Source organism: Fibrobacter sp. UWB3 (assembly GCF_002210405.1).
Classification (GTDB): Bacteria; Fibrobacterota; Fibrobacteria; order Fibrobacterales; family Fibrobacteraceae; genus Fibrobacter.
Genome location: NZ_MWQJ01000005.1, coordinates 229,454 through 241,478 on the forward strand (window position 1 = coordinate 229,454; position 12,025 = coordinate 241,478).

The 12,025-nt window shown below is 48.7% G+C and carries 10 protein-coding genes; 3 read left to right on the plus strand and 7 right to left on the minus strand.

What is annotated here, in order from left to right; all coding sequences use genetic code 11:
- Window positions 1-44 precede the first annotated feature (44 nt).
- Complete coding sequence (locus B7991_RS08035; RefSeq protein WP_088630352.1) at window positions 45-1,148, plus strand: N-acetylmuramoyl-L-alanine amidase; 1,104 nt, start codon at window positions 45-47, stop codon at window positions 1,146-1,148.
- Between the two features lie 114 nt (window positions 1,149-1,262).
- On the opposite strand, the gene B7991_RS08040 is transcribed toward B7991_RS08035, so the two are convergent.
- From B7991_RS08040 to B7991_RS08065, 6 genes are all read right to left on the minus strand, one after another.
- The gene (locus tag B7991_RS08040) at window positions 1,263-2,336 is read right to left on the minus strand and encodes a hypothetical protein (protein ID WP_088630353.1); all 1,074 of its coding nucleotides are present in this window, start codon (window positions 2,334-2,336) and stop codon (window positions 1,263-1,265) included.
- Between the two features lie 204 nt (window positions 2,337-2,540).
- Window positions 2,541-3,296, minus strand: a complete 756-nt coding sequence (locus B7991_RS08045; protein WP_088630354.1) for a hypothetical protein — start codon at window positions 3,294-3,296, stop codon at window positions 2,541-2,543.
- A 149-nt stretch (window positions 3,297-3,445) separates the two neighbouring features.
- Window positions 3,446-4,189, minus strand: coding sequence for a YebC/PmpR family DNA-binding transcriptional regulator (locus tag B7991_RS08050; protein ID WP_073424666.1), 744 nt, complete (start codon window positions 4,187-4,189; stop codon window positions 3,446-3,448).
- 54 nt (window positions 4,190-4,243) lie between these two features.
- Entirely contained in the window at window positions 4,244-4,972 is a 729-nt protein-coding gene (locus B7991_RS08055; protein ID WP_088630355.1) for a hypothetical protein, read from the minus strand.
- A gap of 29 nt (window positions 4,973-5,001) precedes the next feature.
- A complete protein-coding gene (locus B7991_RS08060) occupies window positions 5,002-6,615 on the minus strand; it encodes a phosphomannomutase (protein ID WP_088630356.1) in 1,614 nt (537 codons plus the stop codon).
- A 148-nt stretch (window positions 6,616-6,763) separates the two neighbouring features.
- Window positions 6,764-7,699, minus strand: coding sequence for a PD-(D/E)XK nuclease family transposase (locus tag B7991_RS08065; protein ID WP_088630357.1), 936 nt, complete (start codon window positions 7,697-7,699; stop codon window positions 6,764-6,766).
- A 382-nt stretch (window positions 7,700-8,081) separates the two neighbouring features.
- Between B7991_RS08065 and dapA the strand changes: the two genes are divergently transcribed.
- Window positions 8,082-9,038, plus strand: a complete 957-nt coding sequence (gene dapA / locus B7991_RS08070) for a 4-hydroxy-tetrahydrodipicolinate synthase (RefSeq protein WP_074208782.1) — start codon at window positions 8,082-8,084, stop codon at window positions 9,036-9,038.
- Between the two features lie 36 nt (window positions 9,039-9,074).
- Complete coding sequence (locus tag B7991_RS08075; protein ID WP_088630358.1) at window positions 9,075-9,773, plus strand: hypothetical protein; 699 nt, start codon at window positions 9,075-9,077, stop codon at window positions 9,771-9,773.
- 152 nt (window positions 9,774-9,925) lie between these two features.
- Here the strand turns inward: B7991_RS08075 and B7991_RS08080 are convergent, their stop codons facing one another.
- Window positions 9,926-11,770: a glycoside hydrolase family 11 protein gene (locus B7991_RS08080; protein ID WP_088630359.1), complete on the minus strand. Its 1,845-nt coding sequence runs from the start codon at window positions 11,768-11,770 to the stop codon at window positions 9,926-9,928.
- Window positions 11,771-12,025: the final 255 nt, after the last annotated feature.

Below are 12,025 nucleotides of genomic sequence, written 5' to 3' on the forward strand. Positions count from 1 at the left end.
TAGTCGCATGTAGCCTAACCCTCGCTGCTACGGCAAGGGTCGATGTGGAGTCTGTCGCCCGCGAAATCAAGGGTTCGTTCCACTGGTATCCGGTACAAAAAACATTCTCGATTGTTTCAGCAAAGGACACACTCAAGTTCGCCGTCGGCATTCCGTACATGACGCGCAACGGTCGCACGGTCGATTTGTCGGCAGCACCGGAACTCAACAACGGGCACCTGTGGATTGCAGAAAACGACGCCAAGAAGATTTCCAGTAAGGTTGCGGCAGTCCCAGTAACAAAGACCGAAACGGCACAAACAAAATCAAACGGAACAGCGCAGGCCAAAGCAACTAGCACAGCGCCTGTGAAGCCAGCCGAACAGAAACCTGCACAGCCGGTTGTCGTAAAGCCAAAGGCTCCGAAGCAAGAAATCGCAGGCACGCGCGAAGTCCGCACCATCGTGATTGACCCCGGACACGGAGGCAAGGACCCCGGCGCTTCGGGCAAGAAGTCCCAAGAAAAAGATATCGTTCTCGCCGTCGCAAAGCTCTTGCGCAAGAACCTCGCGGACGAAGGCTTCAACGTGAAGCTCACCCGCAGCAAGGACGTTTTCATTGAACTGCGCCAACGCGCAAACTTGGCAAACCAGTGGGATGGCGACCTCTTCATCAGCCTGCACTGCAACGCCATTGACGCAAGTGAAGAACGCAAGAAGATTATCCAGGGTTACCAGTTCTACGTGCTGCGCGCCCCGGAAAGCGAAGAAGACAAAGCGATTGCCCGTCGTGAAAACGCGGTCGCTACGCTCTATGGCGAAAAGAACGCCAAGGACGAACTTTCACCGCTGGAATGGTTCAAGCTCGAAGCTCGCCTCGAACAGTACAAACAAACTAGCTACCTCTTCACGGAGAAATTGCTAGACAGTTTTGATGGCGGAAAAATCAAGAAGATGAACACTGGCGTCGGCGGTGCGGGATTCATGGTTCTCGTAGGCGCGATGATGCCGGCCGTGCTCATTGAACTTGGCTTTATCAGCAACGAAGAAGACGAAGCCTACATGATGACCAAGACTGGCCAGCAGGACCTCGCCGACCGCATTGCACAAGCCGTTAGCAAGTACAAGGACGCCGTCCACACCTACCGCGAAACGCTGGGAAGAAATTAGACGAAAAAAGGAATCCGCAAGATTTGACTGGATTCCTCGTTACACTCGGAATGACGAGATGTTTGCGGAATGACGTGAAGCTTTCGAAATGACGAAAGGCTTTCGACAAATAAACTACTCCGCAGCCTTTGATTTTTTCTCAATAATTTCAAGGCATTCCGCGAGAATCGCATCATACATGTCCTGATAACGTTTTGTAATTTCAGGCGTTCCGTCTGCGCAAGCCTTCGTCTTTGCAATAAAACCGTTGAACCAATGTTTCGTGTAATCCTTTAAATGGTAAACTTCAGCCTCATTATCGGCAGAAAAATAAGGTTCATAAAGACCCTTTAATGTTTTGTTTTCATGATCCAAAAGACCATTTAAATATTTTTGTTCCGATTCAGGTCTGGCAACATCTTCCATAAGCCTTCCAGAAACAACCTCATACAATTTTTTCTGCACATCGGCCAAAATATCCGGGAACAAAGCAAACCCATCTTGTTTGCAGGACTTGACCCAATCTTCAGGGTAAATTCCATGGGCTATGTCATATTCTTCATCGCTCGTATAGAAAAGATTCCCTTCGATTTTGTACCCATTCCTATAAGTACGTGTATCAGAACACACAATCATCGGAGCGTCATAATACGAAGTGGGATAACAACCAGGGCTGACGATACCATAAACTGGCGCCATTTCTTGAATAGATCCGCACGACTGAAGTTTATCTTCCCATTCCGTCAAAATTTTTTGAGACAGCGATGTATCTTTCCCTAAATACTTCTTATAATCATCGCAAGTAGGACGATGCGTAGTTTCAGGGCAATTGCTTCGTTTATACGACCCTTCTACACAAGTCACGGAGGTGTCACGTGCCATGACATACTTCACAGGTTCCGAAGAACTTGAAGATTCCGTCACGTCAGCACTTGAAGAGCTTTCTACGCTCGAAGAGCTCATCGCAGCATCAGACGAACTAGTCGCGCCAACATCAGAAGAACTCGTATTTTCTTCTGTCACGGAACTTGAAGATTCTTCAGGTAAAGCGGTTTCACTACTAGAACTATCCCCGAATGCATCCGCGGACGAATCCGGATTTGTAGATTGCACTACGGCAAATTGAGGATTCGAATCACTGCCACAGCTTGCCCAAAAAAGCGATGCGACAGTCAAACAGCTCAGGCGCCAAAACTTGCGAATATTCATAAAATTTCTCCTTTTACTCTCTAATATATAATTTATCATAAAAAGTGTTTTCAAAAAACATTCTGCTCAAATAAAAACGTTGACATTCCGTCAATAAACACAACAAATACGAGCATCATTGCATACAAAAAAAAACTGTCACTTTCGCAACAGTTCTCTCCAAAATTGACTGGATCCTTCGCCTTCGCTCAGGATGACGTAAGGCTACTTACGGATTTGCACGGAATGCTTGTTTACGGCTGGGCGACCAAGCAAGTCAAAGTATTGGTACTTTTTGATGTTCGCCACCGGTCTGATTCTTCGGATTCCAGTCGTTGATTCTTGAGGATACAGCGGGATAAAAAACAGATCCGTCAAACTATACTGAGAATCCGTAGTAAGATGAATCGTATCCCCCTTGGCCTCATAAGTAATCTTCATATAATATTCATCACCAGGGTTGCCTTTGTAACAGACATTAGGATTGTTAGCCTCCATGACAATACTACGTTTTTCTCCATATTCGTACACATAAAGAGAATCTTCTGTAATATTAACATATCCATCAAGTTTTTCTTCTCCTTCCGAATCATAGCGAAGAAACGAGTAAGGATGCATATCATCAACAACCTTCATATACTTGACGATTCCGTAAAGCTCGCCATCATTCTTTATCGTAACCGTGATTAAGCCATTCAGGGTATCCGCTTCTTGAGTAAAATGGAATACAGTTTTAACAGTGTCCTTCGAATCTGCCATAAAGAGGCTATCTGGAAGAGTGTTTCCTGGTGTATAATAATACTTCTTGAACCATGGTTCCGATTCCATACCCTCTGCAGGAACCTTGTAAAGGCTGTCAAGAACATAGTCTCCCGGGACATGATAATCTATCGGCTCGGTTTTGAAATAAGCCTCCAGGCAATTCATAGCGCTAGCGTAAATGGAAAGGACGGCAAGAGAAAAGAGAATTTTTTTGATCATGGTTAATTTTATCGTTAAAATGTTAAATAAAATATAATTATTTTCTTACAAATAAAAAGAGAACCGTTGCATAAGCAACAGTTCTCTTTTTGAAATGGAGATTCCCGCTCGGTGGCGGGAATGACAAATCCTTACGACGCTACTGACGCTTACTCTGCGTCCATGTCAGCTTCGTCGATTTCGGCGTTGTGGTAGACTTCCTGAACGTCGTCGTGGTCTTCGAACTTGTCGATGAGCTTGAGGAGCTTGACAGCGTCGTCGTGACCGAGCTTGACCGGGTCATTCGGGACGTAGCTGAGTTCTGCACTCATCATTTCGATACCAGCATTTTCGAGAGCCTTGGAAACAGCGTCGAAAGCTTCCGGAGAAGTGGAGATTTCATGAACGCCATCTTCGGTGCTCATGTCTTCTGCGCCAGCTTCGAGAACGAGGTCCATGATCTGGTCTTCCGGATACTTTTCAGCATCGACGACAATCACGCCCTTGTAGGTGAAAGCCCAAGAAACGGAACCGGATTCACCCATGGAACCGTTGTTCTTGTTGAAGATGTTACGGATTTCAGCAACCGTACGGACCTTGTTGTCGGTCATGCACTGCACCATGATAGCAATGCCTGCCGGGCCGCGTCCTTCGTACAGCGGTTCCGTCATTTCGGTACCGGAGTTAGCACCCGTACCCTTGGCAATAGCACTTTCGATGTTCTTGGTCGGCAAGCTCTGGCTCTTGGACTTGAGGATTGCAGCACGGAGACGCGGGTTTGCATCAGGGTTGCCGCCGCCGAGCTTAGCAGCGATGGAGATTTCCTTAATCAACTTGTTCCAAGCCTTAGCACGAGCGACGTCGGTTTTGGCTTTCTTGCGTTTGGTGGTGGCCCATTTAGAATGACCGGACATAGATTACCTCTATTTGTTAGTTTAAAAATTTAATGTAACTGCGCCCAAAGACGCCTATTTTCCATTCATCTTGCAGCGGCGTTTCTGCTTGGCTGTGAGCTTACGGCCAGAGCAATCAAGGTCACTGTTCTTTTTAGATTTGAACTTTGCCTTTTCTGCTTTTTCAGCCTTTTCACGAGCCCTGCGGTCTGCCTCTTCCTGAGCCTTGCGCTCAGCTTCGAGAGCCTTAGCCGCTTGGCGCTTCTGCTGCATATCGATAAGCTTTGTCTTATCTATAGGAACAGCGGACGCCTTAGTAATTTCTCGTTCGTACTTACCGCTCCAGATTTTACCGAGAAGCGAGCCAGACTGGAGAGCATCATCCAAAATGCTCTGTGCCCAACTGTCGTTTGCAGGTGGCAAAAGCTTGAACGACAAGTTACGAATTCTAGTCGGTTCTTCGTCGTAATAAAGCATCATGTCGAAGAAGCCCACGTTGTATTCTTCGCCATCAGAACCGGCAGCAATCTTGTCCGGAATGTAAGCAAGCACAGCGTAAAGCGCTCTATCGAAAAGAGCTGTAATCAAGACGTCGGAATCTCCACCGGGTGCCTGAACTTCACCTTCCGCAAGGAAAGACCACGGAGCCACATCGACTCGGAGTCTGAACTTGTGGAATCCCTTCTCAGCTTTTTTGAGCTTGATCAGGGCACCGGCAAAAGCCTGGAATTCCGGCTTAATGGAGCCTTCCTGCGCGAACACCATGGCACACGCAAGGAAGATGACCGTTAAAAGCTTTTTCATTTCCCTAATCCAATTTGTTTAATTTGTCCTTAATTCTTGAAGAACAAAGCCTTGGCAGCTTCGAACATCGGATCCTTTTCATCCGGGTTACGGCATTCCGTATAAATACGGACCTTCGGTTCCGTACCGGACGGACGCACGAGCATCCAGGAATCGTCGTCGAAGATAACCTTCACGCCATCGAGCGTGAGGAGCTGCTTCACGGTCTTTTCGTTGTTGCCAACCATGACCTTTGCACCCGGCTTAGCGATATCGGCGATAGCGTTGACCTTAGCCTTGAGCGGTTCGCCAACGAGGGACTTGTCGACTTCGAAACCAGAACGGGTCGGATAGAAGCGGCCGTATTCTTCGTACAAAGCGTCGAGGTATTCGCCGAGGTTCTTGCCAGTCGTAGCAAGAATTTCGAGAGCGATGAGGAGGCCGAACTGGGCGTCCTTTTCGAGCGTGTTGTTGAGGCCGGAGATACCATCAGATTCTTCGAATGCAACGAGAGCCTTCTGCTTGGCATTGCGAGAGAGCCACGGGCGGAAGTTCTTGAAGCCCACCGGTGTTTCCATGACAGGAACGCCGAGCTTTTCAGCAATGATGTTCACAAAGTTGGAAGTTGCAACGGACTTAGCCACGCAGCCCTGTTCCTTGCGCCAGGTTGCCATGTAGTGGAATGCGATTGCACCGAACTGGTTCATGTCGATTTCGCGAGTGCCGTCGTAGAAACGGATACGGTCGCCATCCGGGTCAAATATTGCACCGAGACGGAACCAGGACTTGCTTTCGTCGAGGACCTTGCGAACCTTTTCGAGGTTCTTGCTGGACGGTTCCGGAGCGATACCGCCGAACAAAGAATCGTCTTCGTTGCGGAGCGTGATGAGGCATTCCGGATTGTCGAGGAGAGCAGCCGGACGGCGGCGGGTAGAACCGTGAACGTGGTCGCACACGAGCGTGAGGCGGCCCTTCTTGATGAATTCCTTGATGCGGTCGAACTTGATCGTGCCCTGCTTGACGAGGAATTCCTTGTAAATCTTGAGGGAGTCGATAATTTCCCAGTCAACCTTGGAGACCGGTTCGAACTTCCAGGTAGCCATCATTTCGTTAGAAAGCTTGGTGATGACGTTCGTGATTTCCGGACCTGCAGGACCGCCGTCTGCCGGGTTGAACTTGATGCCGTTGTAGTGGCTCGGGTTGTGGCTCGGAGTCATGTTGATGGAGCAAGCAGCGCCGAGCATTTCGATGGCAGCGGAGAATTCCGGAGTCGGCATTTCGCCACCGTAGTAAACCTTCACGCCAGCCTTTGCAAACTGGTCTGCGACAGCTTCGCAGAATTCGTGACCAAGCAAGCGGTTGTCATGGCCAACGACCACGCCACGCTTCTGGAGTTCAGCAAAATCCTTGACACCCAGAGCAGCGAAGAGTTCCGGAGTTGCTTCCTTGTACAAACGCACAATAGCAGCACCGACAACCTGCAAGTTGCGGAGCGTGAATTCAGAACCGATTTCACCGCGCCAGCCGGAGGTACCAAAGCTGACCTTAGCCGGTTCCTGGGAGGTCAATGCGACCTGCTTCACGGTTTCAACCAGGTTCATATCGGTAGCCGGGTTGAATTCGGGGGACTGAATCTTTTTCCAAATCTGGGTAATGTTTTCCATAGCGGTTCCTTTGTAGTTTTAACGCGCAAAATTTAGAAAAACTAAAGCAGGAAGGAGGAAAAAGACAGCCGGAAGAAGCGCAAAATTAAGGGGTTACAAATCTTGTAAAAAAGACTCACTTTTATGTGAGCCTTGGCTAAATTCATTTTTATTTCTGTTCAAGGGTCGCCTTGATTTGAAGAATTTCTGATTCAAGAAGCCCCGTAAACTCGACGATTTCAGCTAAGGGCTTGTTTTTCAACAACATCCTCGTTGCCATCTCACGAGCCTTGTCTTGCGCACCCTCATACCTGAGGACAGCCTCATCATAATCTTTCATCCATGAATTTGACATAGTTCTAGGACTAAAATTACTCATTTTCACTTCGTTTTGCAACACCTTGAACATCGGGTCATTCTCATACCTGCTGAAATCGGCTTCGCGATTCAATGCATCAATCGCACGGAGCCACAGCGCGATGCGACAGTTGTCACTAGCGAACTTACCCGCCTGTCTCAAAAACTTGTCCACTTCAACGAGTGTGACCGTCTGACGATCAAAATAAACCATTTGCTCCTGGTTGCGCCACTGAACCGTATGACGATAATTCGGGGAATCCTTGAAAGTATCGAAAAACTGGAAACTAATCACATGCAAGTTTTCTAGTTGCGGAACAGCCCCTTTCGGCACCATGTTGTTCGTAAGGCGGGCTACGCAGAAAACCAGACGATCGCTGTACAAAGATTTGTGATTTTCATGCTGAATTTCAATCGAAATGCGGTCGCGCGGTATTTCACCACCACGTTCATTCGTCAGCAACAAATCAGGTTCAATGCTCCGACGCCCTAGTTCGCCCGGAACATAGGGATTCACGAGTTTCGGATTTTCAATACGATCCGAACCAACAAGGTTCAGCGCCGCATTAATCAAGTCCGTTGTCAGCGCGAGATTTTTCTCGCTCGCCAGGATTTTCTTGATGCAACCATCGTTAAAAAAGTAGACATTCCGTTTCTCATACTGCTTAACATAGGCATCAGCATCTCCACCCTTTTCCTGAACATTTTTGAGTCCTTTAAGAAAAAGCGCAAATTCATCTCTTGTCATTTTAAATCCTCATATAACGGCAAGGAAACATTCCCCACCTATTACATTAACACGCGTTTTTCAAGAAATCATTCCACTATTTTTGCGTAAAATGATTTAAACACAGACAACAAAATAATTTCGGATAAAGTTAATTTTTCAGCATCAAGCCGGGGCGTTACGGGGCCGGCGTATGAGGCCCCGTTCGAGGGGGTGGAGAGCAACGAAGTGCGAACCAGGGGGATCCCTCCCCCACCAACCTTAACTAGATTGCCGCGTCGCTACGCTCCTCGCAATGACGTTTTTTCAAGCTACAGCTCTTGATTTACAAGCCTTTAATTTCGCCATATTTTTCACTCGTCTTTCGTCTCTAGTCTCTCGTCTATACTATATTTAGGTTACTATGCAAATTACAAACGCTTCTCAACTTACTGGTGTTTTCCCCGCGTTGTTCACCCCGCTCAAGAACGACGATCCTAAGAACCTTCGCAACTCCATCGACTACAAGAAGATGGGGCAGATGATTGACGATGTTATTGCAGCTGGTGCAAGTGGTGTGCTCCCCGCCGTGACGACGGGCCAGAGTGCAACGGTCTCTCCGCAGCAACACTTGGATATCATTAAGTTCACGCTCGACTACGTTGACGGTCGCGTCCCTGTGATTGCAGGCGCAGGCTCCAACTGCACGCGCGAATCTATCGAGATGATTGAAAACGTTTTGAAGATTGCTCCGGTGGCAGTCCTCTGCGTTACAGGCTACTACAACAATCCGCCGCAGGAAGGCCTCCTCAAGCACTACCAGACGCTCAGCAGCGAAACGGGTGCCAAGATTGTTATTTACAACGTTCCGGGCCGTACCTCCAGCTACGTCCATCCGGACACCTTGATTGCTCTTGCCGAAGACAAGAACATCATCGGTCTCAAGCAGGCGGTTGAATTTGGTTTTGGCGAAAAGTTCCACGAAGACACGATGCGAGTCATCAAGGAAACGAAGGGCAAGGACTTCGCTGTGATGAGCGGTGAAGACGGTCTCTTCGCAGACCTCCTTGAAATGGGTGGTACCGGTATCGTGAGCGCAACGGGCAACATCCCGGAAGCTTGCAAGACTTTCGTTGATTTGTACAAGGCATTCCAGGCTGGCGACAAGGACAAGGCTCACAACTTGCAGAAGGCTGCTCGTGACTACATCGACGCCACGTTCTGCCGCAAGAACCCGATTCCTCTCGGAACGCTCTTCAACAGCCCGTTGTTCCAGCCGCTCGTAAGCGTGAAGGACACGGCTAACGGTGCTGACGCTGTTGCCCGCATCATGAAGCTCATCGACGAGAAGGCAACCAGCTTGAAGAAGTATCACGCCTAATAGGCAGTAGGAAGACTTTTTAACAGGAGAATCACAATGGCTAAGAATGAAAAATCCGTTACCGACTTGGTCTGCGAACACATCAAGAAGCAGAAGCTTCTTCCGATTCCGGTGCAGACTCTGAACGAAGAAGCCGAAGCTACTCGCTACTTCGGCGGCGACCTCAAGGAATTCTTGGCAGCAGCCAAGACTCTCGGCGCAAAGGGAATCTTCGTTGAAACACTTTATCTGGAAGACGACGAATTCTACTACGACAGCGGCATCGATGACGAAGAATACCTCGCCATGAACGGCGCTGACGGTAGCTGCACTTGCGGCTGCGGTGACAACTGCGACTGCAAGAAGGGCGACAAGAAGAAGTCCAAGAAGGCTGACGACGACAAGGTCGACGGCGTGTTCCTTGAACCGGAAGACCTCGACGGTCTTGACCTCTCCCTCCTCCGTCCGGAAATTGCAAAGTTCCTCGACCGCGTTGGCGAATGCTGCGGCGTGCGCTTGACGGTTCCGGGTGTGGACCACCTCGAAGTCGAAATCTTCGCTGACTGGTACGACGAATTCGCTGAACTCGTGGACGAAGCTTCTGAAATCATCGAAGAAGATCCGAACGGCGCTCTCGAACAGGTCGAAGCCATGTTCAAGGAAGCTGAAAAGGCAGCCAAGGAAGAAGACAAGAGCGTGAAGAAGATCGCGGCTCACCCTCCTAAAAAGACCGCAAGCGCTAAAGCTAAGAAGTAATCTTCGACTTTAGACAAAGTATTGACGCAAGTTCCGTTTTGGGACTCGCGTTTTTTTTGTGCGTGAGACGCGCGGCATTCCCGGCTTGTTCAATATGCAAGAAACGCTCCCCGACGGGGAGCGTTTCTACAGTCTTTAGGAGGAGAGACTTATTACTTCACGGCGACGCGCTGCATAAAGTTGCCCTGCTTCACCATGTAGATGCCAGCGTTCTTGAAGTTAGCCTTGAGCACTTCGTTCACGGTAGCGCCAGCATCGACCTTCACAGCACCGAGGAAACGGCCCTGCATGTCGAACACCTGGAAGTTGCCGCTCTTGAGTTCCATCCTCGGTACAGCAATGAGACCAATCGTCTGGCTGCTAGAAGATTCAACCTTTGCTTCAGAAGAGCTAGACACCGGTTCATCCTTTGCCACGTAAACCTTTGCATGCGGGAAGTCTGCCGTACCAGAAACGCCACCGCCATTGCTGCCCGCTTCGCCGAGCACCTTGGCTTCGTAGAGCTTACCCATCGTCATGCCAAGTTCTTCCCACTTCTTCATGTGAGCGGAAATGTTGATGACGCCACAATCACGAGCTTGCTTACGGACGCTGAAATACTGGTAGAATTCGACGTTGCCACTAGACTTGATTGCAGGACCTGTACGAGTGTTGCGATAGACATCGTATTCGGCACCGTCAATCGTGAATGTACCATACTTCTTGTTGCCAACCCAGTCACCCGGGCGGTACTGGCTCAACCAGTTATCGACCACATAGTATTCCACCAACTTGCTCTGCGTTCCCGGCACGCCTTCCATCCAACCATAGACACCCACGTAGGAGTAGTCAGCGCCATTAACATTCTGCTTCACGAGCTTGTATTCAGCAAGCATATCGCCATCAAGTTCCTTGTAGGTCTTGTCGCTATTGAAGGACAGGCCCGAACGGCAGAGATAGTCACCAGCGTTCTGGAAAGAGCAAGACATAGAGCCATCGGAATAGAACGTTGCCGAACCGGACGTTGCACGGTCATACCAAAGTTCATAACCAATTCCGTTGATGGAGCCCACCTTGTTGCCGTTTTCGGTCTTCTTATCGCCAGTGTGCTGAGCATCCTTGCAGAATTCAGTGCTGACAACAGGACCAACGCCACTACCCTTCGAAGAGCTGGACTTTGGCGTTACTGTAGAAGAGCTAGACTTCACAGAAGAGGAAGAAGCCGGATCAGAGCCGTTTTTCACATAGACCTTGGCATGCGGAAAATCCATACGACCATTGCGGACTTCACCATTGACGTTACCCGCTTCACCGAGCACCTTGGCTTCGTAGAGCTTACCCATGGTCATGCCCATCTTTTCCCACTGTCTCATGTGTTCGGAAATGTTGATGGTACCGCAATCGCGAGGCGAGGTACGCACGCTGAAATACTGATAGAACGTAACGTTGCCCGAGGATTTAATTGCAGGACCGGTACGAGTGTTGCGATAAACTGTATAGGTACCACCATCAACCGTAATGGTTCCCTTTCGTTCATTACCAATCCAGCTACCAGGCATATCATTGGCAAGAGTGTTATCAATCACATAGTATTCAACCAACTGGCTAGGCGTTCCAGAAACGCCTTCCATCCAGCCGTAAACGCCAATGTAAGAGTACCCAACGTTCTGGGCCGGGCTCTTCACAAGCTTGAACTCGGCAATCATGTCGCCGCCAAGTTCCTTATAGGTTTTGTTACTGCCAAGGGAAAGACCAGCACGGCAGAGATAGTCCTTAGCGCCCGTGATGCTGCAATCCATGGAACCGTCGCTATAGAACGTAGCGCTACCGCCATGACCATTTTCGTCCCAAAGTTCATAACCGATATCACCGATTTTACCGACTTGGTTCGAAGAAATTTTCACGGATTGACCGGAATGCGACGAGTTGCTGCAGAAATCCTGAGCAAAAGCAGTCGTCGCCATTCCCAAAGCCATTGCGAAAACAACGCTAGACTTGGTCACACTAAATGTTTTCATATGATACTCCTCACATTTTAGTTATGCTGAACATAATATATGAGTGACAGATGAAAAAAGACCGACATTAAACAAATGTTTGTTGTTGAAAAAAACAACGACAATAAGTTTACATTTGACGACCGCTCGGCTCTTTTGAAGGCAACCGCTCGATTATCCGCCAACAGCAAAGCATAAAAAAAAGCCCCTTCCCGGGATTTTGAACTGAACCCAAAAAGTTGGACAGTTTAAAGTTAGGATAAAACAGTATTATGA